Origin of the sequence: Pseudomonas sp. URMO17WK12:I12, assembly GCF_000514395.1 — a bacterium.
Lineage (GTDB): Bacteria > Pseudomonadota > Gammaproteobacteria > Pseudomonadales > Pseudomonadaceae > Aquipseudomonas > Aquipseudomonas mucoides.
The window spans coordinates 153,823-177,877 of the sequence record NZ_AZVV01000004.1 but is presented as its reverse complement, the minus strand read 5'-3'; the positions used below and the strand labels follow the sequence as shown (position 1 = coordinate 177,877).

19 protein-coding genes are annotated in these 24,055 nt (G+C 59.7%); 14 read left to right on the top strand and 5 right to left on the bottom strand.

All coding sequences use genetic code 11. The features are described 5' to 3' along the window. The first annotated feature begins 297 nt into the window (after window positions 1-297). From rpsF to D882_RS0103620, 9 genes are all read left to right on the top strand, one after another. Window positions 298-720, top strand: a complete 423-nt coding sequence (gene rpsF, locus D882_RS0103660) for a 30S ribosomal protein S6 (protein ID WP_003217491.1) — start codon at window positions 298-300, stop codon at window positions 718-720. Between the two features lie 28 nt (window positions 721-748). Next, window positions 749-979: a 30S ribosomal protein S18 gene (gene rpsR / locus D882_RS0103655; RefSeq protein WP_002551829.1), complete on the top strand. Its 231-nt coding sequence runs from the start codon at window positions 749-751 to the stop codon at window positions 977-979. Between the two features lie 36 nt (window positions 980-1,015). After that, the gene (locus D882_RS0103650; RefSeq protein ID WP_027921974.1) at window positions 1,016-1,909 is read left to right on the top strand and encodes a hypothetical protein; all 894 of its coding nucleotides are present in this window, start codon (window positions 1,016-1,018) and stop codon (window positions 1,907-1,909) included. A 19-nt stretch (window positions 1,910-1,928) separates the two neighbouring features. Continuing rightward, window positions 1,929-2,375 (top strand): 50S ribosomal protein L9, encoded by a 447-nt coding sequence (gene rplI / locus D882_RS0103645; RefSeq protein WP_003197251.1) that lies wholly within the window; start codon window positions 1,929-1,931, stop codon window positions 2,373-2,375. Between the two features lie 122 nt (window positions 2,376-2,497). Beyond that, the gene (gene dnaB / locus D882_RS0103640) at window positions 2,498-3,892 is read left to right on the top strand and encodes a replicative DNA helicase (protein WP_007947521.1); all 1,395 of its coding nucleotides are present in this window, start codon (window positions 2,498-2,500) and stop codon (window positions 3,890-3,892) included. Between the two features lie 187 nt (window positions 3,893-4,079). Further along, entirely contained in the window at window positions 4,080-6,383 is a 2,304-nt protein-coding gene (locus tag D882_RS0103635; RefSeq protein WP_027921973.1) for a YgiQ family radical SAM protein, read from the top strand. A gap of 243 nt (window positions 6,384-6,626) precedes the next feature. After that, window positions 6,627-9,902, top strand: coding sequence for a DUF2126 domain-containing protein (locus D882_RS0103630; RefSeq protein WP_027921972.1), 3,276 nt, complete (start codon window positions 6,627-6,629; stop codon window positions 9,900-9,902). A gap of 88 nt (window positions 9,903-9,990) precedes the next feature. Further along, a complete protein-coding gene (locus D882_RS0103625; RefSeq protein WP_027921971.1) occupies window positions 9,991-12,477 on the top strand; it encodes a circularly permuted type 2 ATP-grasp protein in 2,487 nt (828 codons plus the stop codon). Further along, window positions 12,477-13,367 carry a transglutaminase family protein gene (locus D882_RS0103620; protein WP_027921970.1) on the top strand — a complete coding sequence of 297 codons (891 nt, stop codon included), beginning with the start codon at window positions 12,477-12,479 and terminating at the stop codon, window positions 13,365-13,367. The genes D882_RS0103625 and D882_RS0103620 overlap by 1 nt, the downstream gene beginning before the upstream one ends. Window positions 13,368-13,504: 137 nt before the next feature. On the opposite strand, the gene D882_RS0103615 is transcribed toward D882_RS0103620, so the two are convergent. Then, on the bottom strand, window positions 13,505-13,693 hold the full coding sequence (locus D882_RS0103615) for a hypothetical protein (protein WP_007947526.1): 189 nt from the start codon (window positions 13,691-13,693) through the stop codon (window positions 13,505-13,507). A 68-nt stretch (window positions 13,694-13,761) separates the two neighbouring features. Beyond that, on the bottom strand, window positions 13,762-14,349 hold the full coding sequence (locus D882_RS0103610; RefSeq protein ID WP_027921969.1) for a TIGR00730 family Rossman fold protein: 588 nt from the start codon (window positions 14,347-14,349) through the stop codon (window positions 13,762-13,764). Between the two features lie 344 nt (window positions 14,350-14,693). On the opposite strand from D882_RS0103610, the gene azu reads away from it, so the two are divergent. Beyond that, complete coding sequence (gene azu / locus D882_RS0103600) at window positions 14,694-15,140, top strand: azurin (RefSeq protein WP_027921968.1); 447 nt, start codon at window positions 14,694-14,696, stop codon at window positions 15,138-15,140. Window positions 15,141-15,330: 190 nt separating this feature from the next. Here azu and nadE read toward each other — a convergent pair whose 3' ends face one another. The 3 genes from nadE to D882_RS0103585 form a co-directional block, all read right to left on the bottom strand. Continuing rightward, complete coding sequence (gene nadE / locus D882_RS0103595) at window positions 15,331-16,158, bottom strand: ammonia-dependent NAD(+) synthetase (RefSeq protein WP_027921967.1); 828 nt, start codon at window positions 16,156-16,158, stop codon at window positions 15,331-15,333. A gap of 4 nt (window positions 16,159-16,162) precedes the next feature. After that, on the bottom strand, window positions 16,163-17,389 hold the full coding sequence (gene pncB / locus D882_RS0103590; RefSeq protein ID WP_027921966.1) for a nicotinate phosphoribosyltransferase: 1,227 nt from the start codon (window positions 17,387-17,389) through the stop codon (window positions 16,163-16,165). Window positions 17,390-17,518: 129 nt separating this feature from the next. Beyond that, entirely contained in the window at window positions 17,519-18,430 is a 912-nt protein-coding gene (locus D882_RS0103585; protein WP_027921965.1) for a LysR family transcriptional regulator, read from the bottom strand. Window positions 18,431-18,605: 175 nt separating this feature from the next. Here D882_RS0103585 and D882_RS0103580 point away from each other — a divergent pair, with 175 nt between their 5' ends. From D882_RS0103580 to D882_RS0103565, 4 genes are all read left to right on the top strand, one after another. Next, window positions 18,606-20,096: an aldehyde dehydrogenase family protein gene (locus tag D882_RS0103580; protein ID WP_027921964.1), complete on the top strand. Its 1,491-nt coding sequence runs from the start codon at window positions 18,606-18,608 to the stop codon at window positions 20,094-20,096. A gap of 89 nt (window positions 20,097-20,185) precedes the next feature. Beyond that, window positions 20,186-21,469 carry an FAD-binding oxidoreductase gene (locus D882_RS0103575; RefSeq protein WP_027921963.1) on the top strand — a complete coding sequence of 428 codons (1,284 nt, stop codon included), beginning with the start codon at window positions 20,186-20,188 and terminating at the stop codon, window positions 21,467-21,469. Window positions 21,470-21,833: 364 nt separating this feature from the next. After that, entirely contained in the window at window positions 21,834-22,967 is a 1,134-nt protein-coding gene (locus D882_RS0103570) for a branched-chain amino acid ABC transporter substrate-binding protein (RefSeq protein ID WP_027921962.1), read from the top strand. 170 nt (window positions 22,968-23,137) lie between these two features. After that, window positions 23,138-24,052, top strand: coding sequence for a branched-chain amino acid ABC transporter permease (locus D882_RS0103565; protein ID WP_027921961.1), 915 nt, complete (start codon window positions 23,138-23,140; stop codon window positions 24,050-24,052). Window positions 24,053-24,055 lie beyond the last annotated feature (3 nt).

Here is a 24,055-nt window from a genome sequence, read left to right as displayed (position 1 = left end):
GGGAGCGAGCTTGCTCGCGATGACGGAGTAACATTCAGCATAAATATTGAATGTTGAGCCCTCATCGCGAGCAAGCTCGCTCCCACAGTGGTTTGTGGTGGAGCGAAGATTGGTGGTATGAACGAACTGTTCAAATAATCACCAATTGCCTTGCGCCTCTCCTGTCCCTTCTCTACAATTGCGCCCCTTGCTGTGACGGCAGGCACGCATGTGTCTATCGCAAGCAAGTCCATAAGTGTCATTCACTCCTTGTCTGACCGCTTTTGAGCGGCAGGCTACAACCCGTAAGGAGCATTCATGCGTCATTACGAAATCATCTTTTTGGTCCACCCGGATCAAAGCGAGCAAGTCGGCGGCATGGTAGAGCGTTACACCAAGCTGATCGAAGAAGACGGCGGCAAAATCCACCGTCTGGAAGATTGGGGCCGTCGTCAACTGGCCTACGCAATCAACAATGTTCACAAGGCTCACTACGTGATGCTGAACGTTGAATGCACTGGCAAGGCCCTGGCCGAGCTGGAAGACAACTTCCGCTACAACGATGCAGTGATCCGTAACCTGGTCATCCGTCGCGAAGAAGCCGTTACCGGCCAATCCGAGATGCTCAAGGCTGAAGAAAACCGCAGTGAGCGCCGTGAGCGTCGCGACCGTCCTGAGCACGAAGGCGCTGAAAGCGCTGATAGTGATGACAGCGACAACAGCGATAACGCTGACGAGTAATCCACGGACCTTTTGAGGAGCCTATTACATGGCACGTTTCTTCCGTCGTCGTAAATTCTGCCGCTTCACCGCTGAAGACGTGAAAGAGATCGATTACAAAGATCTCAACACTCTGAAAGCTTATGTATCCGAGACCGGCAAAATCGTTCCAAGCCGCATCACCGGTACCAAAGCACGTTATCAGCGTCAGCTGGCCACCGCTATCAAGCGCGCCCGCTTCCTGGCCCTGCTGGCCTACACCGACAGCCACGGCCGCTGAGACCGGGCAGTCGACACGTAGCAAAGGATTGAATGCATGCGCGCCATAGCTGAGTTCATCATGCGCGGCCGCATGCAGGCCACTCTCGTAGTGGCTGGATGCGTAACATTGCCGTTGTTGTATTGGTTGGGTGCTGCCGCGGGATGCCTTGTGCTTCTGCGGCGCGGATTGAAGGACGCCCTTGGCGTTCTTGCCCTGGGAATGTTGCCGGCGTTGATCTGGTGGCTTTACTCGGATGACCCTCGGGCACTTCTGGTGCTGCTGGGTTCTTCGAGCCTTGCGTTGGTTTTGCGCGCAAGCGAATCCTGGGACCGCGTGCTGCTGGTCAGCATAGCGATGGGAGTGGTGTTTTCGGTGGTGCTGGGGGCGACGTTTGGTCCCCAAATCGAGATGCTGGCGCAGGCTTTGATAAAAGTCATGCCGTCGCTACTCGGTGATGTCTACGAGAAGTTGTCGGTAGACGAGCAAGCGCATTTTGCGTCCCTGATTGCACCGGTCCTGACCGGCCTGATTGCGGCCTTGTTGCAAATCGTCAGTGTGCTGAGCCTGCTTGTCGGGCGCTACTGGCAGGCGTTGTTGTACAACCCGGGTGGTTTTGGTCGCGAGTTTCGCGCCATCCGATTCCCGTTTTTGCCGGCGATGTTGCTGCTGGCGTGCATGCTTCTGGGGCCGAACATTGGTCCGCAGATGGCCATGTTAACGCCGTTGTGCAGCGTACCGCTGGTGTTCGCCGGGCTGGCCCTGATTCACGGGCTGGTGGCGCAAAAGCGACTGGCCAGGTTCTGGCTGGTGGGGTTGTACGTCACGCTGTTGCTGTTCATGCAGCTGATCTATCCGTTGCTGGTGGTCTTGGCCATCGTCGACAGCCTGATTGATTTTCGCGGTCGTTCGGCACCGAAAGATGCCGATAACGCGAACGGTGAAGGTTAAAAGTTAAGAGGATTTTCACATGCAACTGATCCTTCTGGAAAAAGTCACCAACCTGGGCAACCTGGGTGACAAAGTGAACGTTAAGGCTGGTTACGGTCGTAACTACCTGCTGCCTTACGGCAAAGCTACCGCTGCGACCGCTGCCAACCTGGCCGCGTTCGAAGAGCGTCGCGCTGAGCTGGAAAAAGCCGCAGCAGACCGTAAAACTTCGGCTGAAAGCCGTGCCGCCCAACTGGCTGAGCTGGAAGTGACTATCACTGCCACCGCTGGTGACGAAGGCAAGCTGTTCGGTTCGATCGGCACCCACGACATCGCTGATGCACTGACCGCCTCTGGCGTTGAAGTTGCAAAAAGCGAAGTTCGTCTGCCGAACGGCACCATCCGCAACGTAGGCGAATTCGACGTAGCCGTGCACCTGCACGCTGAAGTTGAAGCCACCGTACGCGTTGTCGTGGTAGCAGCTTAAGTAGTACTTGTCGGCTGGCACCCTCGGGTGCTTGCCGGTAACATCGGGCACGATCCTGTTTACAGGTCGTGCCCTTTGTCTTTCTGCAGTTCCTGATTTTCACACACTCAATTCAAGTGGCCATGAACGATATCTCCGCACCTGAGCAATACGATCTGCAAACCGCTTCCCTGAAGGTGCCGCCGCACTCCATCGAGGCCGAACAGGCCGTGCTCGGTGGTTTGATGCTGGACAACAACGCCTGGGAACGCGTGCTCGATCAAGTGTCGGATGGCGACTTCTATCGACATGACCACCGCCTGATCTTCCGCGCGATCGCCAAGCTCGCCGACCAGAACTCCCCGATCGACGTCGTGACCCTTGCCGAGCAATTGGACAAGGAAGGTCAGACCTCGCAGGTCGGTGGTCTCGGTTACCTTGGCGAACTGGCGAAAAACACGCCGTCCGTCGCCAACATCAAGGCTTACGCACAGATCGTTCGTGCGCGGGCGACATTGCGCCAACTGATCGGCATCGCTACCGAGATTGCCGACAGTGCCTTCAATCCGGAAGGCCGCACGGCTGAAGAGATTCTCGACGAAGCTGAACGGCAGATCTTCCAGATCGCCGAGGCCCGGCCCAAAACCGGCGGCCCGGTGAGCGTGAATGACCTGCTGACCAAGGCCATCGACCGCATCGACACCCTGTTCAACACCGACAACGCCATCACCGGCCTGTCCACCGGCTACACCGACCTCGACGAGAAGACCAGCGGCCTGCAGCCGTCCGACCTGATCATCGTCGCCGGCCGTCCGTCCATGGGTAAAACCACCTTTGCGATGAACCTGGTGGAAAACGCCGTGTTGCGCAGCGACAAGTGCGTCCTGGTTTACTCGCTCGAGATGCCAGGTGAATCGCTGATCATGCGTATGTTGTCGTCCCTGGGCCGTATTGACCAGACCAAGGTCCGGGCCGGTCGCCTCGACGACGACGATTGGCCGCGCCTGACCTCGGCGGTCAACCTGCTCAACGACCGCAAACTGTTCATCGACGATACGGCCGGTATCAGCCCGTCGGAGATGCGTGCACGAACCCGTCGATTGGTGCGTGAGCACGGCGATGTTGCCCTGATCATGATCGACTACCTGCAATTGATGCAGATTCCAGGTTCCGGCGGTGACAACCGGACCAACGAGATTTCCGAGATCTCCCGTTCCTTGAAAGCCCTGGCCAAGGAATTCAACTGCCCGGTGGTGGCGTTGTCTCAGCTCAACCGCTCCCTGGAGCAACGACCAAACAAACGTCCGATCAACTCCGACCTCCGGGAATCGGGAGCGATCGAGCAGGATGCTGACGTCATCATGTTCGTGTACCGGGATGAGGTATATCACCCGGAAACCGAGCACAAAGGCATCGCCGAAATCATTATCGGTAAACAGCGGAACGGCCCGATCGGCACGTCGCGCCTGGCGTTCATCGGCAAGTACACCCGCTTCGAAAACCTGGCGCCGGGCAGCTATAACTTCGACGACGAGTAAGTTGTGTTGTGCCTGAGAGGGCCTCTTCGCGGGCAAGCCCGCTCCCACAGGGATCTCAACGTTCTTGTGGGAGCGGGTTTGCTCGCGATTGGGTCGACACTAATTTCCGACCATAGCCGTCGGAATTGGTTATTTTTTGTGCTATATTCCGCGCCCGCGATTTTTCATCTCAACACCGGTCATCGTCATGCAAACAGCCAAGCCGTTATTTGACTATCCCAAGTACTGGGCCGAATGTTTCGGTCCAGCGCCATTCCTGCCGATGAGCAGGGAGGAGATGGATCAGCTTGGCTGGGATTCCTGCGACATCATCATCGTCACCGGTGATGCGTACGTTGACCATCCGTCGTTCGGCATGGCGATCATCGGCCGGCTGCTGGAGTCGCAAGGCTTCCGCGTCGGGATCATTGCCCAGCCGAACTGGCAGTCCAAAGACGACTTCATGAAGCTCGGCGAGCCGAACCTGTTCTTCGGTGTCGCGGCCGGCAACATGGACTCGATGATCAACCGCTACACCGCCGACAAGAAAATCCGCTCTGACGACGCCTACACCCCCGGTGGCCTGGCGGGCAAGCGGCCGGACCGTGCGAGCCTGGTTTACAGCCAGCGCTGCAAGGAAGCCTACAACCACGTGCCGATCGTGCTCGGTGGCATCGAAGCGTCCCTGCGCCGCATCGCCCACTACGATTACTGGCAGGACCGGGTGCGCAACTCGATCCTGATCGACGCCTGTGCCGACATCCTGCTCTACGGCAACGCCGAGCGTGCGATCGTCGAAGTCGCCCAGCGTCTGTCCTACGGTCACAAGATCGAAGACATCACCGACGTGCGCGGCACCGCGTTCATCCGTCGTGATACGCCGAAAGACTGGTACGAAGTCGATTCCACGCGCATCGACCGTCCGGGCAAGGTCGACAAGATCATCAACCCGTACGTGAACACCCAGGACACCCAGGCCTGCGCCATCGAGCAGGAAAAAGGGCCGGTTGAAGATCCGACTGAAGCCAAGGTCGTGCAGATCCTGGCCAGCCCGAAGATGACCCGCGACAAGACCGTGATTCGTCTGCCGTCGGTAGAAAAAGTCCGTGGCGACGCCGTTCTGTACGCTCACGCCAACCGCGTGCTTCACCTTGAAACCAACCCGGGCAACGCCCGCGCGCTGGTGCAGAAGCATGGCGACGTCGATGTCTGGTTCAACCCGCCGCCGATTCCGATGACCACTGAAGAAATGGACTACGTGTTCGGCATGCCCTATGCGCGCATCCCGCACCCGGCGTACGGCAAAGAAAAGATTCCGGCCTACGACATGATCCGCTTCTCGGTGAACATCATGCGTGGCTGCTTCGGCGGCTGCACCTTCTGCTCGATCACCGAGCACGAAGGCCGGATCATTCAGAACCGCTCCGAAGAGTCGATCATTCGCGAAATCGAAGAGATCCGCGACAAGGTGCCGGGTTTCACCGGCGTCATTTCCGACCTCGGCGGCCCGACCGCGAACATGTACCGCATCGCCTGCAAGAGCCCGGAAATCGAATCCGCGTGCCGCAAGCCTTCGTGCGTGTTCCCTGGCATCTGCCCGAACCTGAACACCGATCACTCGTCGTTGATTCAGCTCTACCGCAGCGCCCGTGCCTTGCCGGGCGTGAAGAAAATTTTGATCGCTTCCGGCCTGCGCTACGACCTCGCGGTCGAGTCGCCGGAATACGTCAAGGAGCTGGTGACCCACCACGTCGGTGGTTACCTCAAGATCGCCCCGGAACACACCGAGGAAGGTCCGCTCAACCAGATGATGAAGCCCGGCATTGGCAGCTATGACAAGTTCAAGCGCATGTTCGAGAAGTACTCCAAGGAAGCCGGGAAAGAGCAGTACCTGATTCCGTACTTCATCGCCGCCCACCCGGGCACCACCGACGAAGACATGATGAACCTGGCCCTGTGGCTCAAGGGCAACGGCTTCCGCGCCGACCAGGTGCAGGCGTTCTACCCGTCGCCGATGGCCACCGCCACCGCGATGTACCATTCGGGCAAGAACCCGCTGCGCAAGGTCACTTACAAGAGCGACGCCGTGACCATCGTCAAGAGCGAAGAGCAGCGTCGCCTGCATAAAGCGTTCTTGCGTTATCACGACCCGAAAGGCTGGCCGATGCTGCGTGAAGCGCTGACCCGCATGGGCCGCGCCGACCTGATCGGGCCGGGCAAGAACCAGTTGATCCCGCTGCATCAACCGGCGACCGACAGCTACCAGAGCGCCCGTCGCAAGAACTCGACACCGGCTGGTAGTCACAAGGTTGCAGGGGAAAAGACCACCAAGATCCTGACCCAGCACACCGGCCTGCCACCGCGTGCCAGCGATGGCGGTAACCCGTGGGACAAGCGTGAACAGGCCAAGGCGGCGGCGTTCGCCCGCAACCAGCAGGCGGCCAAGGAGCGCAAGGACGCGGCGAAAGGCAAGGGTCCTAAGCCTGCCCGCAAGCCGGTTGTACCGCGCTAAGCCTTGCTTGAGCTGAACAGAACGCCAACCTTCGGGTTGGCGTTTTACGTTGTGCGCCACTGAAAACCCGGCCGACGGCGCCCCGACCGCAACATTTGCGTGCAACTACCCCCAACCAATTTCCCGCATCGCCCGATTTTGGTGCTGTACTGCCTCAAGCAAATGGAGAAAGCGCCAGCGATGCCGCGATGGCATAAGTCTTGCGCGCTTTCGATAACGCTTAGGGCTCGCAGGAGGCACGCCGTGTCGATTCATGTCGCATTGCACCACGTCACGCATTACCGCTACGACCGCGCTGTCGAACTCGGTCCGCAGATCGTTCGCCTGCGCCCGGCCGCCCACAGTCGCACGCGGATCCTGTCCTATGCGCTGAAAGTCTCGCCCGAGCAGCACTTCATCAACTGGCAACAAGACCCGCAGGGCAATTACCTGGCGCGGTTGGTGTTTCCGGAGAAAACCGATGAGCTGCGGATCGAAGTCGATCTGCTCGCGGAAATGGCGGTCTTCAATCCCTTCGACTTTTTCCTCGAGCCCTACGCGGAAAAAATCCCGTTTACCTACGCCGCCGACGAGCGCAAGGAACTGGCGCCGTACCTGGAAACCCTGCCCCTGACGCCGAAGTTCAAGGCCTATCTGGACGGCATCGACCGCACGCCGCTGCCCAGCGTGGATTTCCTCGTCGCGCTCAACCAGCGCTTGAGCGAAGACATCGGTTACCTGATCCGCATGGAACCGGGCGTACAGACACCCGAGCACACCCTCGAACACGCCTCCGGTTCCTGCCGCGACTCGGCCTGGTTGCTGGTGCAACTGCTGCGTAACCTCGGGCTGGCCGCGCGCTTTGTTTCCGGTTACCTGATTCAATTGACCGCCGACGTCAAAAGCCTCGACGGTCCATCCGGCACTGACGTGGACTTCACCGACCTGCATGCCTGGTGCGAAGTCTATTTGCCCGGTGCCGGCTGGATCGGCCTGGACGCGACCTCAGGGCTGTTTGCCGGCGAAGGCCACATTCCGTTGGCGTGCAGCCCCGATCCGGGCTCTGCGGCGCCGATCAGTGGCCTGGTGGAGCCGTGCGAGTGCGAGTTCACCCACGAAATGTCCGTGGAACGGATTTGGGAGGCCCCTCGCGTCACCAGGCCCTATACCGACGATCAATGGTTGGCGATCCAGGCGCTGGGCCGGCAGATCGATGCCGACCTGCTGGAAGACGATGTGCGCCTGACCATGGGCGGCGAGCCGACCTTCGTTTCCATCGATGACCCGGATGGCGCCGAGTGGAACACCGCCGCGCTCGGGCCGGACAAGCGTCGACTGTCCGCCGAACTGTTCCAGCGCATGCGCAAACACTACGCGCCCAAAGGCCTCGTACATTTCGGCCAGGGCAAGTGGTACCCCGGTGAGCAGTTGCCACGTTGGTCGTTGAATTGCTATTGGCGCCGCGATGGCGTGCCGATCTGGCACAACAGCGGGCTGATCGCCGATGAGCAGGAAGACTACGGCGCTGATGGCGCACTGGCTGGTCGGTTTCTGGCGAGCGTCGCCGAACGGCTGAAGCTTCCGACACGCTTCGTGTTCCCGGCCTACGAAGACAATTTCTATTACCTATGGCGCGAAGGCACATTGCCGCAGAACGTCAGCGCCGAAGACTCACGTCTGGAAGAGCCGCTGGAGCGTGCACGTCTGCGTAAAGTCTTCAGCCAGGGGCTGGATAAAGTCATTGGCCAGGTCCTGCCGCTGGCGCGCACCGCCAAGGGTGATCAATGGCAAAGCGGTCGCTGGTATCTGCGTGACGAGCATTGCCGGCTGGTGCCGGGGGATTCTCCGCTGGGTTATCGCTTGCCGCTCGGCTCGCAGCCTTGGGTGAAAGCGGCCGAGTATCCGTTCATTCATCCCAACGACCCGAATCAGGAATTCCCGGCGCTTCCCGACACCATGGCGTTGAACAGTCCAGGCGCGCCGGCCGAAGCGGTTGAGCGCGAGCCGAAAATCGACGAGTCTGCCGACTGGCTGACACGCACGGCGTTCTGCGCTGAAGCCCGGGAAGGGCGGTTGTACCTGTTCATGCCGCCGCTGGAGCGGGTCGAGGATTATCTGGAACTGGTCACCGCCATCGAGGCCACTGCCGAAGAGCTGCATTGCCCGGTGTTGCTGGAAGGCTATGAACCGCCAAGCGATCCGCGTCTGAGCAACTTTCGTATCACCCCGGATCCGGGCGTGATCGAAGTCAACGTGCAGCCATCCGCGACCTGGGACGAGTTGGTTGAACGCACCGAGTTTCTGTACGAAGAAGCGCGCCAGACCCGACTGACCACCGAAAAATTCATGATTGACGGGCGGCACACAGGCACGGGGGGCGGTAACCATTTTGTGCTCGGCGGCGCGACCCCGGCCGACTCGCCGTTTCTGCGTCGTCCCGACTTGCTGCGCAGCTTGATCAGCTACTGGCATAACCATCCGTCGCTGTCCTACCTGTTTTCCGGGCTGTTCATCGGCCCGACGTCCCAGGCACCGCGCGTCGATGAAGCGCGCAACGATGCGCTGTATGAACTGGAAATCGCCTTCGCCCAAATGCCTGCACCGGGTGAGGAATGCGCGCCATGGCGGGTGGATCGGTTGCTGCGTAACCTGCTGATCGACGTGACCGGCAACACCCACCGTGCCGAATTCTGCATCGACAAACTCTATTCGCCGGACGGTGCCACCGGACGTCTTGGCTTGCTGGAGTTGCGTGCTTTTGAAATGCCTCCACACGCGCGCATGAGCCTGGCTCAGCAATTGTTGCTGCGAGCGCTGGTCGCGCGGTTCTGGCGTGAGCCTTATGCGCCGCCGAAGCTCGCGCGCTGGGGCACGGAGCTGCACGACCGGTTCTTGTTGCCGCACTTTATCGAACAGGATTTCGCTGACGTCATTGTCGATCTCAATGCGGCCGGGTATCCGGTGCGGGCCGAGTGGTTCGCCGCGCATCTGGAGTTCCGTTTTCCCAAGGTCGGTGATTACGCGGTCAGCGGCATTGAACTGCAATTGCGTCAGGCACTGGAACCGTGGCATGTGTTGGGTGAGGAGGGCGCGGTCGGCGGCACGGTGCGGTATGTGGATTCATCGCTGGAGCGTTTGCAGGTCAAGCTCACCGGCCTGCCACCGCAACGTTATCTGCTGACCTGCAATGGTATTCCGGTGCCGTTGCAACCCACCGGACGGGTTGGGGAGTTTGTTGCCGGCGTGCGTTTTCGCGCTTGGCAACCGGCCAACTGTTTGCAACCGACCATCCCGGTCCATGCGCCATTGGTGTTCGACTTGCTCGACACCTGGATGCAGCGTTCGCTAGGCGGCTGCCAATACCACGTGGCCCATCCGGGTGGGCGCAACTACGACAGCCTGCCGGTGAACGCCAATGAGGCAGAGAGCCGGCGAATGGCGCGATTTTTCCGTATAGGGCACACGCCGGGAAAGCTGCCCGTACCGACTGTGGAAATCAACGACGAGCTGCCGATGACGCTCGATTTACGACGTTTCTAAGTCGTACGCGACGCTCGGATTTTTCGTCTATCCGGGCGTCATGAGCGTGCGTTAGTCTGACTGTTCTTTGCTGTCTGCCGAGCTTTCCATGCCTGACCTGCTTGACCGCTACCCGCTGACGGCGGGCACTTATCACGAACTGCTCGACGACAGCGGCACCGTACGCCCGCACTGGCGTCGGCTGATCGACCAATTGCAACGCAGCACGCCTGCACAATTGGTGCTGCGTCAGGCCTTGTTGACCCGGCAGATCCAGGAAAACGGCGTGACCTACAACGTTTACGCCGATCCAAAAGGCGCGGATCGGCCGTGGGAACTGGATCTGTTGCCCCATGTGATTGCCGCGGATGAGTGGGCGCAGCTGTCAGCTGGGATCGCACAGCGGGCGCGTCTGTTGAATGCGGTGCTGGCGGATCTGTACGGCCCGCAACGCTTGATCGCCGAAGGTCTGTTGCCGGCAGAACTGGTGTTCGGTCATAACAACTTCCTCTGGCCCTGTCAGGGCATTGCGCCGCCCGACGGGGTTTTTCTGCATCTGTATGCCGTCGATCTGGCACGCACGCCTGATGGCCGCTGGTGGGTCACCGCGGACCGGACGCAAGCGCCGTCCGGCGCCGGTTACGCCCTGGAAAACCGCACCATCGTGTCCCGGGCCTTTCCCGAGCTGTATCGCGATTTGAAAGTGCAGCATCTGGCCGGGTTCTTCCGCACGCTTCAGGAAACCCTGGCTCGTCAGGCCCCGCGCGATGATGAAGCTCCGCTGATCGTGTTGCTGACCCCGGGGCGCTTCAATGAAAGCTATTTCGAACACCTGTATCTGGCGCGTCAGCTCGGTTACCCATTGGTGGAGGGCGGCGACCTCACGGTGCGCGATGCCACGGTCTACCTGAAAACCCTGAGCGGCCTGCGTCGGGTTCACGCAATCATGCGCCGGCTCGACGATGATTTCTGCGACCCGCTGGAGCTGCGCACCGATTCTGCACTGGGCGTGCCGGGGCTGCTCGAAGCCGTGCGGCGAGGGCGGGTGTTGGTGGCGAATGCCCTCGGCAGCGGCGTGCTGGAGTCGCCGGGGTTATTGGGCTTTCTGCCGAAGATCAATCAGTTCCTGTTCGGCGAAGAACTGATCCTGCCGTCCATCGCAACCTGGTGGTGCGGCGAGGCGCCCGTGCTGGCTCAAGCGCTGGAAAAACTGCCAGAGTTGCTGATCAAACCAGCGTTCCCGTCTCAAAGCTTCGCGCCTGTGTTTGGCCGTGATCTGAGTGAAAAACAGCGTCAGGCCCTGGCTGAGCGCATGCAGGCGCGGCCTTATGCCTATGTGGCGCAAGAAATGGCCCAGTTGTCCCAGGCGCCGATCTGGCAGGCCGAAGACGGTCAATTGCAACCGCGTGCCATCGGCATGCGCGTCTACGCCGTGGCCAGCCATGACGGCTACCGGGTTTTACCCGGCGGTCTGACCCGCGTGGCGGCCGAGGCGGACGCCGAAGTGGTGTCGATGCAGCGCGGCGGTGCGAGCAAGGACACGTGGGTACTAGGGGATCGTCCGCCCAGCGGCGAGCAATGGAAAACCCAGCGCACGATCGGTGTGCATGACCTGGTTCGGCGAGACCCTTATCTGCCCTCGCGGGTGGTGGAAAACCTGTTTTGGTTCGGCCGCTATTGCGAACGTTGTGATGACAGCGCGCGACTGCTGCGGATCGTGCTGGCGCGCTACGTCGACGGCGATGATCCGCAAGCCTTGCAGGCGGCCGTCGACCTCGGTGAACGGCTGAATCTTTTGCCCGATGAAGGCGAGTTGCCGGAGCGTTTGTTGGCCGCCTTGCTCGGTGACGATTGGCCATTCAGCCTGCGTTCCAATCTGCAACGCCTGCAGTGGGCGGCCTCGCAAGTGCGCGGCAAACTCTCGCGGGAAAATTGGCAGGCGCTGGTGGAATTGCAGCGCGAAGCCATGGAACTGGAAACCGGAGAGCCGGACTTTGGTGAGCTGCTGGATTTCCTCAACCGTCTGGTGATGTCGCTGGCGGCGCTGTCAGGTTTCGCCCTGGACGACATGACCCGCGACGAAGGCTGGCGCTTCCTGATGATCGGCCGACGGATCGAGCGTCTGCAATTTCTCAGCGCCAGCCTTTCAGCGTTTCTGCGCGGTGCCGGGGCTTTTGATCAGGCCGGGCTGGAATGGCTGCTGGAGTTGGGCAACAGCAGCATCACCTACCGCTCGCGGTATCTGGCGGTGGCGCAATTGCTGCCGGTGCTCGACCTGTTGCTGCTCGATGAGCAGAACCCTCACGCCGTACTGTTCCAGTTGAAGTTGGTGACGCGAACCCTGAAACGCTTGAATGACGACTTTGGCGCGCCACGCGAAGCCGGTTTGCCGCTGTTGGTGGAGCGGCTGGCGCAGTTCGATCTGGGCTGCCTGGAAAACGCCTTGTTCGGCGAAGCCAGCGTTCGCGCCGCGCTCGATGGGCTGGCCGATTTGCTGCAAGAGATTGCCGACGCCAGTGGCCAGGTCTCGGATCGCCTGGCCCTGCGCCATTTTGCTCATGTCGATGACGTCAGCCAACGTACGGTGTCTGTCTGATGAGTGCTCACTACCAGATTTTCCACGACACCCATTATCACTATGACAGCCCGGTTTCTTTGGCTCAGCAGCTCGCTCATCTCTGGCCGCGGCCCTGCGCCTGGCAACGCTGCACCGCTCGACAATTGCAGATCAGTCCCGACCCGACCACGCGCCGGGATGAGCTGGATGTGTTTGGCAATCCGCTCACGCGCCTGGCCTTCGAGCGTCCGCACGATGAATTGCTGGTCAATGCCAGCCTGACCGTCGAGGTCCTGCCCCGGCCCGTGCTGGACTTCAAACAGTCGCCGCCCTGGGAAGATACGCGAAGTGCGTTGACCTACAGCAGCCAGCCGCTGTCCCCCGACATACTCGAAGCCTGCCGGTATCGGTTCGAATCGCCTTACGTGCATTTGAAGCGCAATTTCGTCGAGTTCTCCGAGAGCTGTTTTCCCGCGGGGCGACCGTTGCTGTGGGGCGTTCAGGCCCTGATGGAGAAAATCTTCAGCGAGTTCACCTTCGACGCCGAAGCGACCCAAGTGGCGACGCCGTTGGTGGAAGTGCTGGAGCGCCGACGCGGGGTCTGCCAGGATTTCGCCCACCTGATGCTCGCGTGCGTGCGTTCTCGTGGTCTGGCGGCGCGCTATATCAGCGGTTACCTGCTGACTCAGCCACCGCCGGGGCAGCCGCGATTGATCGGGGCGGACGCGTCCCACGCCTGGGTCTCGGTGTTTTGCCCGGTGCTGGGCTGGGTCGATTTCGACCCGACCAACAACGTTCAGCCGGCACTTGAGCACATCACCCTGGCCTGGGGCCGGGATTTCTCCGATGTTTCGCCATTGCGTGGGGTGATTCTGGGGGGCGGCAATCACGACCCGGAAGTCCGCGTCACCGTAATGCCAATGGATTAACACAGATCCCCTGTAGGAGTGTGTGCGTTCTATGGATTGGGGTATTTCAGAGGGGGACTGTGAGGGTCAGCAAAAACAACTGCTGACCCTGGACACAGATCCGGTGGGCCTGATCAGATCATCCGGCCCTGAGGGTCTCAGGCGTCGGGCGCCTGATCTTTCGGTGCTTCAGTTTCGTCTGTAGCCACTTCGCCTTCGGCATCCGGGTTCAGTGCTGCTGCTTCTTCTTCAGCTGTAGCTTTCTTGCGCTGAAGCTTTTCCTCTTTCTTCTGCTCCTTGGCCAAGTCTCTCTGACGTTTGGCGAAGGAATAATTAGGTTTAGCCATGGGCGATCCTCTGGGGTCGAAGGTGAGGTTGAGCGGCGCATATTCTGCCCTGTATCGGTGCCGAGCCGTTAGCTGGGTTTTTGATCGGTCCATTTTGGCAGGACCGACGGTTGCCAGGCGTCCAGGGCATCGAGCAGGGTTTGCGGTGATTCGCTCACTTGCAGCATGTCACGGTGCGGTGCGCGAACGAAGCCTTCGCCGACGATATGATCAAGAAAACCGGTCAATTTGCTGTAGAAACCGTTCACTTCCAGCAGGCCGAGCGGCTTGCCGTGATAGCCGAGCTGGCCCCAGGTCCAGACTTCGAACAGTTCTTCCAGGGTGCCGAGGCCACCGGGTAGCGCGATAAACGCGTCGCTGAGTTCGGCCATCCGCGCCTTGCGCGCATGCATGCCGTCGACCACTTCCAGGCGCGTCAGGCCGCTGTGGCCGATTTCCTTGTCTTTGAGGCTTTGCGGGATGATCCCGATCACTTCACCGCCGGCCGCCAGTGCCGCGTCGGCCACAATCCCCATCAGCCCGACGGCACCGCCGCCATAGACCAGGGTCAACTTGCGCTCGGCCAAGGCTCGCCCCAAGGCAACTGCCGCTTCACGATAGGCTGGGTGGGTGCCGGTGCTGGCGCCGCAAAATACACAAACAGACGTTAAAGACATGCCTTACTCCAGGGTCAGGATGGCCCACAGAATAAAGGCAGGTCAGCTACGCTCCAAGGGTTAAACCTCGCGCTGGGGTGTTTCATAGGTGCCGCTGGCACCACAGGCGTAGGCGGCAAGCAAACTGCACAACAGGCTATTCAAGGACATGACAGGCGCTCCAGATCAGGGATGACGGCCTGATGATAGGGCCGGGCCAGACGTCTGGCTGGTAGATTGTTTCGATAGGTGTCATAGCCCGAAAGTTGTATACAATTTTTGATTCAGGTCATAGGAACTTGCGCAGTTTTCAGGCAGTCTTCTGTCCATTCGCACTCTTGTTAACCCTGCCTTGGAGATTCACCATGTTTGCCAAACTTGTTGCGGTATCCCTGCTGACACTGGCTAGCAGCCAACTGATGGCTGCTGAATGCAAGGCCACTGTCGACTCCACCGATCAAATGACCTTCAACACCAAGGCCATCGAAATCGACAAAAGCTGTAAGACGTTTACCGTAGAGCTGACCCACTCCGGCAGCCTGCCGAAAAATGTCATGGGCCATAACCTGGTGATCAGTAAAGCGGCAGATATGCAGCCGATCGCTACCGATGGCCTGGCAGCCGGTATCGACAAAAACTATCTGAAAGACGGTGATGATCGCGTTATTGCTCATACCAAAATCATCGGAGCCGGAGAGAAGGATACGCTGACCATCGATGTATCGAAGCTGACAGCGGGCACCGATTACGGTTTCTTCTGCTCGTTCCCGGGCCACATCTCGATGATGAAAGGCACGGTTACCCTGAAGTAATCGAATCGAGCTCATAAAAAAAGCGTCCGCTTGGGACGCTTTTTTTGTGCCTGACGTTTGACCGAGTCATCGTTCATCGCGGGCAAGCCACGCTCCCACAGGATTTGCGTCGTGCCCATTACCGGCGTCCGACACAAAATCTGTGGGAGCGTGGCTTGCCCGCGAAGGCGTCATACAGACGCCGACGTCCTTATGGCGCAAACGGCATCACCCGCTTGTGATGAGTTTTCTTGTAAGTCTCACAAATGATCTTGAACGCTTCCTCACGCACCGGCTCACCGTGCAGGAACGCATCAATCTCGGCATAGGTCACGCCATGGGACGCTTCATCCGGCTTACCCGGCGACAGGTCTTCCAGATCCGCCGTAGGGATTTTCTCTACCAACGATTCCGGTGCACCAAAGCTGCGAGCAATATCGCGAACCTGATTCTTCACCAGCCCACTCAACGGGGCGAGGTCGCAGGCGCCGTCACCGAACTTGGTGAAGAAACCCATCACTGCTTCCGCCGCATGGTCGGTGCCGATCACCAGGCCATGGGCCGCGCCGGCGATGGTGTACTGAGCAACCATGCGCATGCGCGCCTTGGTGTTGCCGAGCACGAAATCCACCGACACCGCGTGCTTGCCTTCGAAGGCCGCGACTTCATTGGCGAGGGATTTGACCGCCGGGCCGATGTTCACGGTGTGGCGTTCGTCCGGGGCGATGAAGTCCACCGAAGCCTGGGCGTCGTGTTCATCGAACTGAGTCTCGTACGGCAAACGCACCGCGATGAACTTGTAACTCTTGTCGCCGGTGCGCTGACGCAGTTCACGCATCGCGCGTTGGGCCAGCAGGCCGGCGGTCAGGGAGTCGACGCCACCGCTGATGCCCAGCACCAGGGTCTTGAGCCCGGAATTGACCAGGCAATCCTGAATGAAACTCACCCGCCGGGCGACTTCTGCCTCAAGGGCGGCCTCGTCGGCGAACGGTGGTTGAACCTTGAGCTGCTCAGCAATCTCACGCTGTACGGCTTGCATGAATTCACTCCTTGCTAGATGTGCTTGAAAGGGCGGCAGGTACTTTGAAAACGTGTCGCAAATAGGCGACGAAATTCGGGTCTTTGCAGTGAGTCTTGCCAGGCTCATCAGAAATCTTCGCCACGGGCTGGCCGTTGCAGGCCGTCATTTTAAGCACGATGCTCATCGGTTCGACACCTGGAATATCGCAGGTCAGGTGGGTACCGATGCCAAAGCTGACATTGATCCGACCCCGCAGCGCGCGGAATATTTCCAGCGACTTGGGCAGCGTCAGGCTGTCGGAGAATGTCAGCGTCTTGCTCATCGGGTCGATGCCGAGCTTGTGATAATGAGCGATGGCTTTTTCCGCCCATGCCACCGGATCACCCGAGTCGTGGCGCAGGCCGTCGAAAAGCTTGGCGAAGAACAGATCGAAATCACCGAGGAACGCATCCATGGTGATGCAGTCAGTCAGGGCAATCCCCAGCAGGCCACGGTACTCGCGCACCCAGCAGTCGAGCGCGGCAATTTGACTGTCGATCAGCCGTGGACCGAGCTGTTGATGGGCCATGATCCATTCGTGGGCCATGGTGCCCAACGGTTTCATGTCCAGTTCCCGGGACAGGTGCACGTTGCTGGTGCCGACGAAACGCCCGGGGAAGTCGTGCTTGAGCACGTTGACCACTTCTTCTTGCACGCGGTACGAAAAGCGCCGGCGCGTGCCGAAATCGGCGACCTGCAACTCGGACAATTCGTCGCTGCTGGCGTTGGCGGTCAGCCAGTCGAACTTGCGGTACAGCTGTTCGCGCGCCTGTTCCAGGACGATCTCCCGGTAGCGATAGCGGTTGCGCACTTCACTGACAATCGCCAGCAGCGGCACTTCGAACAGAATCACATGCAGCCACGGCCCGCGCAGGCGGATGAACAACTCGCCGTTTTCGATGCCGGTGTGGATGTAACGCAGGTTGAAGCGGAACAAGCCGAGAAACCGCAGGAAATCCGGCTTCAGAAAACTGATGCGCTCCAGAAAACCCAATTGATCAGGGCTCAGGCTCAACTCTGCCAGACGCTCGATCTGGAAACGGATCTCCGCCAGGTACGGGCGCAAATCTTCACTGTTGCGGCAACGAAACTCCCATTCGACTTCGACGTTCGGGTAGTTGTGCAGCACCGCCTGCATCATCGTCAGTTTGTAGAAGTCGGTGTCGAGCAGGTTCTGCACGATGCGATCGCCAAACACGCTCTCGCTCATAACGGGGTTCTCCGCATTGAATGGGGGTAGTGGCGCATATCACGGGTAAAAATTGCCAGCGATTTTTTGGACAACAGCAGACCCCTGTGGGACCGAGCAAGCTCGTTCCCACAGGGATTGAGTGAAACTTTAGATTTGTGCTCCATCCGGGCTATCTATCTGCTCCAGCATCCATTTCACAAAATCCCGCACCTTGGGCACTTCCGCCGAATGCTCGGGATACGCCAGGTAATAGGCGTCCGTGCTCGGCATCGCGTGTTTCCAGGGGATGACCAGTTTGCCGTCGGCCAATTCCTCTTCCACCAAAAACCTTGGCAACAGCGCCACGCCGCAGCCGACCTGGGCGGCGCGAATGCACATGTAGAAGGTTTCAAACCGCGGGCCATGGTAGCTGTGTTCGGTGTGGTAGCCCTGACTGTCGAACCAGTCGTGCCAGGCCTGCGGGCGAGAAGCGTTTTGCAGCAGGACCAGGTCGGTGAGCTGTGTCGGGTCGGTGAACGGCTTGTCGGGGAGGCTGCCCGGTGCGCAAACCGGCACCAGTTCTTCGCCGAACAGCTTCAGGCATTCGGTCCCGGGCCTTGAACCCTGGCCGAAGTAGAACGCCAGATCGCTGCGACCTTGCAATAAATCGTCGGCTTCCTGCTCGCTGCACAGGTCCAGATGGATCGAGGGATGGCGCAGGCGCCAACCTTTCAGGCGCGGCACCAACCAGCGCGCACCGAACGTTGGCGGAGTCGAGACGCGCAAGACTTCGGTTTCCCCGCCGTAGGAGCGCAGGTAATGGGTCGACATCTCGACCTGGGTGAGGATTTTTCTGACTTCCACCAGGTACAAATCACCGGCCGGAGTCATTTGCAGGCGTCGGCGCACGCGGCGGAACAACAAGTGCTGCAACAATTCTTCAAGTTGCGCGACCTGTTTACTGACCGCGCTCTGGGTCAGGTTCAGCTCTTCGGCGGCCCGGGTGAAGCTCAAATGCCGGGTCACGGCCTCGAAACACTGCAGCGCGGTGATCGACGGCAGGTAACGTTTATTCAGCATGGGTAGTCCTTTTTCTTGTTTCTTTCTTACCAGCAATTCGCAGCATGAATAAACGGAATGATATCTCTCTTAAAGGTCGTTTGTTGGGTAACCTCCGGGGCGCTAAAACTACAGGTCTGATCAGCCGTGATTATTCCGGCTGCACCCTTTGTGTTTTTCGCTTGAGGAGTGACCCATGGTTGCCGCATTGCTTGATCGTCTTGGTGTAAACCCGGCCCTGTACCAGAACGGCAAAGTGCCGGTGCATTCGCCGATCGATGGCAGCCGGATTGCTGCCGTGAACTGGGAAGGCGCGGCTGAAGTCGAGCAGCACATCAGTCGTGCCGATCATGCGTTCGAATTGTGGCGCAAGGTCCCGGCACCGCGCCGTGGCGAACTGGTGCGCCAATTGGGCGACATCCTGCGCGAATACAAGGCTGATCTTGGCGAACTGGTCTCCTGGGAAGCTGGCAAGATCACTCAGGAAGGCCTGGGCGAAGTTCAGGAAATGATCGACATCTGCGATTTCGCCGTCGGTCTGTCCCGTCAGCTGTACGGTCTGACCATTGCGTCCGAGCGTCCTGGCCACCACATGCGTGAAACCTGGCACCCGCTGGGCGTTGTCGGCGTCATCAGTGCGTTCAACTTCCCGGTTGCGGTCTGGGCCTGGAACACCACGCTGGCGCTGGTCTGCGGCAACCCGGTGATCTGGAAACCGTCCGAGAAAACCCCGCTGACCGCGCTGGCCTGCCAGGCGCTGTTCGATCGCGTACTGAAAAACTTCAGCGACGCACCACCGCACCTGAGCCAAGTGATCATCGGCGGCCGCGACGCTGGCGAAGCGCTGGTCGATGACCCGCGTGTCGCACTGATCAGCGCCACCGGCAGCACCCGCATGGGCCGCGAAGTGGCACCGAAAATTGCCGCACGTTTCGCTCGCAGCATTCTCGAACTGGGCGGCAACAACGCGATGATCCTCGGCCCTAGCGCCGACCTGGACATGGCCGTTCGCGCCATCCTGTTCAGCGCCGTCGGCACTGCCGGCCAGCGCTGCACCACCCTGCGTCGCCTGATAGCGCACGAATCGGTGAAGGAAGAAATCGTCACCCGCTTGAAAGCCGCGTATTCCAAAGTGCGCATCGGCCATCCGCTGGAAGGCAACCTGATCGGTCCGCTGATCGACAAACAAAGTTTTGAAAACATGCAGGACGCGCTGGAGCAGGCGTTGAGCGAAGGCGGCCGGGTATTCGGCGGTAAGCGTCAACTGGAAGACAAATTCCCTGACGCCTACTACGTCGCGCCGGCCATTGTTGAAATGCCGGAGCAGAGCCCTGTGGTCTGCCACGAAACCTTCGCACCGATTCTGTACGTGATCGGCTACAAGGATTTCGACGAAGCCCTGCGCCTGAACAACGCCGTGCCACAAGGCCTGTCTTCGTGCATCTTCACCACCGACGTGCGTGAAGCCGAGCAGTTCATGTCGGCGGTCGGCAGCGACTGCGGCATCGCCAACGTCAACATCGGCCCGAGCGGCGCAGAAATCGGTGGCGCGTTTGGTGGCGAAAAAGAAACCGGCGGTGGCCGTGAATCGGGCTCCGATGCATGGCGCGGCTACATGCGTCGCCAGACCAACACCGTGAACTACTCGCTGGAATTGCCGTTGGCTCAGGGCATTACATTCGATTAAGCAGCGGCAAGCTACAAGCTACCAGCTGCAAGCAAACTGGCTTGCGGCTTGTAGCTTGCGACTTGTAGCTGCTCCGACAGGAGCTTGCAATGCCGTTACGCGAAGAGTGTCTGTGGGAAAAACTGACGCCGCAAAGGCCTGACAACGCGGCGCTCAAGGGTGAAGTGACAGTCGATGTCTGCGTCATCGGCGCCGGGTTCACCGGTCTGTCGGCGGCGGTGCATCTACTGGAACAAGGTAAATCGGTGTGTGTGCTGGAAGCTCATCGCGCCGGCCATGGCGGTTCGGGGCGCAATGTCGGCCTGGTCAACGCCGGCATGTGGATTCCGCCGGACGACATCGAAGCCGGCTTCGGCGAAGCGGTGGGCAGCCAGCTCAACCGCATGCTCGGCGCGGCACCGTCCCTGGTGTTCAGCCTTGTGGACAAATACAACATCGATTGCCAGTTACGCCGCGAAGGCACGCTGCACATGGCGCACAACGCCCGTGGCGAGGCGGACTTGCGCAGTCGTGAAGAACAATGGAAACGTCGCGGAGCGCCGGTTGAACTGTTGACCGGCCAGGCCTGCGAGCAGGCGACGGGTACCAAGAAAATCGCCGCTGCCTTGCTTGATCGACGTGCGGGCACCCTCAATCCGATGGCTTACACCACCGGGCTGGCCAAAGCGGCCATCAGCCTCGGCGGTCACCTGTTCGATCATTCCCCGGTGACCCGACTCGAACGCCAGGGCCAGCGCTGGTCGGTGCAAACCGCTCAGGGTTCGGTCATGGCCGAGAAAGTCGTGATCGCTTCCAACGCTTACACCGAAGGTGACTGGACAGAGTTGCGGCGCAATTTCTTCCCCGGTTATTACTACCAAGTGGCTTCGGTCCCGCTGACCGAAGACGCCGCGCAACAGATTCTGCCTGGCGGCCAGGGTTCCTGGGACACCCGTCAGGTGCTCAGCAGCATTCGTCGCGACAAGGACGGGCGTCTGTTGCTCGGAAGTCTCGGTAATGGCAATCAGAAACCGGCCTGGTTCCTCAAAGCCTGGGCTGACCGCGTTCAGCAACACTATTTCCCCTACCTCAAACCGGTGGAGTGGGAATGCACGTGGACCGGCTGCATTGCGTTCACCCCCGATCATTTGATGCGTCTGTTCGAACCGGCGCCCGGTTTAGTGGCAGTCACCGGTTACAACGGCCGGGGCGTGACCACGGGGACAGTCGTCGGCAAAGCCTTTGCCGATTATTTGTGTAACGGAAATCCTCAAGCGCTACCGATTCCGTTCGCACCGATGCAGCCCCTGGCGGGAGTAGGGTTGCGCAGTTGTCTATACGAGGCTGGATTCTCGCTGTATCACGCAGGCCAGTGCTTGCGGATCGTCATCTGATTGTTGAAATTTGTTGCTGGAAGCGGCGCTTTTCGGCGCAGCGACTAGCCTGTAATGGTGCGGGTTGTAGCAGTCCCGCACCAGCAGTGTGCACTTCGGTGACGCACGTTGTTACAGGCTGGTTGCACGTCGTTTAACGCCGCGGTTGCAATGATGGCGCATGCGGGTTGCGCCTTTAAAAATAAATGGTTTCACCTTCCGCGGTTTAGACGGTTGCACGCCCAATGAAAATGGGATCGAAACAGTCGAAAAAACAATAAAGCAGCGACTTTTTTCAGAATAAAAAACCGATGGCACGGCCCTTGCTCTGAGCAATCAGTGAAATCGCAGTGCCAACTAAAAAAAAACCTTGGAGCACCACCTCATGTCCCAGACGTTTTACAAGAAAGGCTTTCTGGCCCTCGCAGTGGCAGCTGCGCTGGGTGTTTCTGCGTTTGCACAGGCTGATGTGAAAATCGGTGTGGCGGGCCCGATGACAGGCGCCAACGCGGCATTTGGCGAGCAGTACATGAAGGGTGCACAGGCTGCAGCCGACGCGGTCAACGCGGCGGGCGGCGTTAACGGGGAAAAAATCGTACTGGTGAAGGGCGATGACGCCTGCGAACCGAAACAGGCTGTGACGGTCGCCAAGGACCTGACCAACCAGAAAGTGGCTGGCGTGGTCGGTCACTTCTGCTCCTCGTCGACCATCCCGGCCTCCGAGATCTACGACGAAGCGGGCATCATTGCAATCACCCCAGGTTCCACCAACCCGGCTGTTACCGAGCGCGGCCTGAGTGCCATGTTCCGTATGTGCGGGCGTGACGACCAGCAAGGCATCGTGGCCGGCGACTACATCGTCGACGTGCTCAAGGGCAAAAAAGTTGCCGTGCTGCACGACAAGGACACCTACGGTCAGGGCCTGGCTGATGCCACCAAGGCTCAGCTGGAAAAACGCGGTGTGAAACCGGTTCTGTATGAAGGCCTGACTCGCGGTGAGAAAGACTTCAGCGCCGTGGTGACCAAGATCCGTGCGGCCGGTGCCGACGTGGTCTACTTCGGCGGCCTGCACCCAGAGGCGGGTCCACTGGTTAAACAGCTGCGTACCGAAGGCCTGAAAGACGTGAAATTCATGTCCGATGACGGCATCGTGACCGACGAACTGGTGACCACCGCTGGCGGCCCGCAATACGTCGACGGCGTGCTGATGACCTTCGGCGCCGACCCACGCCTGCTGCCAGACAGCAAGACCGTGGTAGACGCTTTCCGCAAGGCCGGTACCGAGCCTGAAGGCTACACCCTCTACGCTTACGCTTCGGTCCAGACCCTGGCCGCTGCTTTCAATGGCGCCAAGTCCAACAAGGGCGAAGACGCTGCCAAATGGCTGAAAGCCAACCCGGTCAAAACCGTGATGGGCGAGAAGACCTGGGACGCCAAGGGCGACCTGAAAGTCTCCGACTACGTGGTTTACCAGTGGGATAAGGACGGCAAATACCACCAGCTGGAAAAACAGAAGTGATATGACCTGCTGATTGTCCGGCGCCTTGTGCGTCGGGCATTCAAAGAACATGTCCGTGCAGTACCTGTCTTTTCTCGTAGAGCTGCACACAACCGGTTAGCGTCGGCGGCTGAACCCCGGTCCGTCGCACCCGGCTTCTGTGCAGTCTCTCAAATGCGTGAGATTGCGTTATGGATGGTATTTTCCTGCAGCAACTGGTCAACGGCCTGACCCTCGGGTCGGTCTATGGCCTGATCGCCATCGGCTACACAATGGTCTATGGCATCATTGGCATGATCAACTTCGCCCACGGCGAGGTTTACATGATTTCTGCTTACCTGGCGGCAATCAGTCTGGCTCTGCTGGCTTACTTCGGTATTGAATCCTTCCCGCTGCTGATGCTCGGCACACTGGTCTTCACCATCGTCGTTACGGCGGTGTATGGCTGGGTCATCGAGCGCGTCGCCTACAAACCGCTGCGAAACTCAACCCGACTGGCACCGCTGATCAGCGCCATCGGTATTTCCCTGATCCTGCAAAACTATGCTCAGATCGCCCAAGGTGCACGCCAGCAAGGTGTTCCGACACTGCTGACCGGTGCATGGCGCGTTGAAGTCGGCACTGGCTTCGTCCAGTTGACCTACACCAAGATCTTCATTCTGGTCGCCGCGTTTGTCGGGATGGGCCTGCTGACCTACGTCATCAAGTACACCAAGCTCGGCCGCATGTGCCGCGCGACCCAGCAAGACCGCAAGATGGCCTCGATCCTGGGGATCAACACCGACCGCGTGATTTCCTACGTGTTCATCATCGGTGCAGCGATGGCGGCCCTGGCCGGCGTACTGATCACCATGAACTACGGCACGTTCGACTTCTACGCAGGTTTCGTCATCGGTATCAAAGCGTTCACCGCGGCGGTACTCGGCGGGATCGGCTCGTTGCCGGGTGCGATGCTCGGCGGGATCATTCTCGGGATCTCCGAGTCGCTGTTCTCTGGTCTGGTCAACTCGGACTACAAAGACGTTTTCAGCTTCTCGCTGCTCGTTCTCGTTCTGGTCTTTCGGCCTCAAGGCCTGCTCGGCCGTCCTCTTGTGTCGAAGGTGTAAGCG

What these genes read in the sequence shown, in the direction of transcription:
- D882_RS0103635 (WP_027921973.1), top strand. Translation starts at nt 4,080, where the DNA reads ATGCAAACAGCCAAGCCGTTATTTGACTATCCCAAGTACTGGGCCGAA.
- D882_RS0103580 (WP_027921964.1), top strand. Translation starts at nt 18,606, where the DNA reads ATGGTTGCCGCATTGCTTGATCGTCTTGGTGTAAACCCGGCCCTGTAC.
- D882_RS0103650 (WP_027921974.1), top strand. Translation starts at nt 1,016, where the DNA reads ATGCGCGCCATAGCTGAGTTCATCATGCGCGGCCGCATGCAGGCCACT.
- nadE (WP_027921967.1), bottom strand. Translation starts at nt 16,158, where the DNA reads ATGCAAGCCGTACAGCGTGAGATTGCTGAGCAGCTCAAGGTTCAACCA.
- rplI (WP_003197251.1), top strand. Translation starts at nt 1,929, where the DNA reads ATGCAACTGATCCTTCTGGAAAAAGTCACCAACCTGGGCAACCTGGGT.
- pncB (WP_027921966.1), bottom strand. Translation starts at nt 17,389, where the DNA reads ATGAGCGAGAGCGTGTTTGGCGATCGCATCGTGCAGAACCTGCTCGAC.
- rpsF (WP_003217491.1), top strand. Translation starts at nt 298, where the DNA reads ATGCGTCATTACGAAATCATCTTTTTGGTCCACCCGGATCAAAGCGAG.
- D882_RS0103575 (WP_027921963.1), top strand. Translation starts at nt 20,186, where the DNA reads ATGCCGTTACGCGAAGAGTGTCTGTGGGAAAAACTGACGCCGCAAAGG.
- D882_RS0103570 (WP_027921962.1), top strand. Translation starts at nt 21,834, where the DNA reads ATGTCCCAGACGTTTTACAAGAAAGGCTTTCTGGCCCTCGCAGTGGCA.
- rpsR (WP_002551829.1), top strand. Translation starts at nt 749, where the DNA reads ATGGCACGTTTCTTCCGTCGTCGTAAATTCTGCCGCTTCACCGCTGAA.
- D882_RS0103585 (WP_027921965.1), bottom strand. Translation starts at nt 18,430, where the DNA reads ATGCTGAATAAACGTTACCTGCCGTCGATCACCGCGCTGCAGTGTTTC.
- D882_RS0103565 (WP_027921961.1), top strand. Translation starts at nt 23,138, where the DNA reads ATGGATGGTATTTTCCTGCAGCAACTGGTCAACGGCCTGACCCTCGGG.
- D882_RS0103620 (WP_027921970.1), top strand. Translation starts at nt 12,477, where the DNA reads ATGAGTGCTCACTACCAGATTTTCCACGACACCCATTATCACTATGAC.
- D882_RS0103610 (WP_027921969.1), bottom strand. Translation starts at nt 14,349, where the DNA reads ATGTCTTTAACGTCTGTTTGTGTATTTTGCGGCGCCAGCACCGGCACC.
- D882_RS0103625 (WP_027921971.1), top strand. Translation starts at nt 9,991, where the DNA reads ATGCCTGACCTGCTTGACCGCTACCCGCTGACGGCGGGCACTTATCAC.
- dnaB (WP_007947521.1), top strand. Translation starts at nt 2,498, where the DNA reads ATGAACGATATCTCCGCACCTGAGCAATACGATCTGCAAACCGCTTCC.
- D882_RS0103615 (WP_007947526.1), bottom strand. Translation starts at nt 13,693, where the DNA reads ATGGCTAAACCTAATTATTCCTTCGCCAAACGTCAGAGAGACTTGGCC.
- azu (WP_027921968.1), top strand. Translation starts at nt 14,694, where the DNA reads ATGTTTGCCAAACTTGTTGCGGTATCCCTGCTGACACTGGCTAGCAGC.